General features: G+C 66.3%; 1 protein-coding gene. It reads right to left on the bottom strand.

What is annotated here, in order from left to right:
• Positions 1-437: 437 nt before the first annotated feature.
• Positions 438-652 (bottom strand): single stranded DNA-binding domain-containing protein (locus ABB22_RS17450; protein WP_484600309.1); only part of this gene is annotated, 215 nt, incomplete at its 5' end.

Consider the following 652-nt stretch of genomic DNA (forward strand, 5'->3'; position numbering starts at 1 on the left):
AGGCCTCGGGCGGCGCCGCCTCCACGAGATGGCCGATGCACCAGGTGACCGTGACGCCGGAACCGTTGAGGCAGCCTTCACCGCGCTGCGTGGCGCCGAGAATCCGGCCAATGTCTTTGCCCTGGGAGGGCTTCTCGCACAAGAACAGCCGCATATCCGTCCATCCCGATTCCTGTTGTTCATGGAGTTGCTGGGATCGAGGATGCCGAGCGCAGCCCCTGGCAGCAGCAAACAAGCCGCATGCGGCAGCGACCGCTTTCACGCCGATGAAATGGCGAGTGCGGGGAAGGTGCGTGGCCGGAAGTGTGCGGGCCGAGAGCCGCGATTTCCGGGAGCGCGCGTGGAACTCGGTGGACGTTGGTGGAGCTATCCCCTGGGGATAATTCGCAGCGCATGGAGGGCGGCGAAGCACTGCGGCAGCCGCCCTCCATGCCCGATCACTTCCTGCGCTTGGTCTCTTTCGGCGCCGTCGATTCCTGGGTGGCCTGGGGCTTCGGCTCTGCCTCCTGTGGCTTCGGGCTGAGGGCCACAGACTCGATGCGGTACGGCAGGATGCCGACACTGCGCGCGTTGACCTGCCAAGTCTCACGCGGCTGATCTTCGTTGTCCGTCCAGGGGTCGCGCTCCATGCGGCCGACGACCAGCACCCGCA

The sequence above is a fragment of the Stenotrophomonas nitritireducens genome (genome assembly GCF_001431425.1).
GTDB classification, from domain to species: domain Bacteria; phylum Pseudomonadota; class Gammaproteobacteria; order Xanthomonadales; family Xanthomonadaceae; genus Stenotrophomonas; species Stenotrophomonas nitritireducens.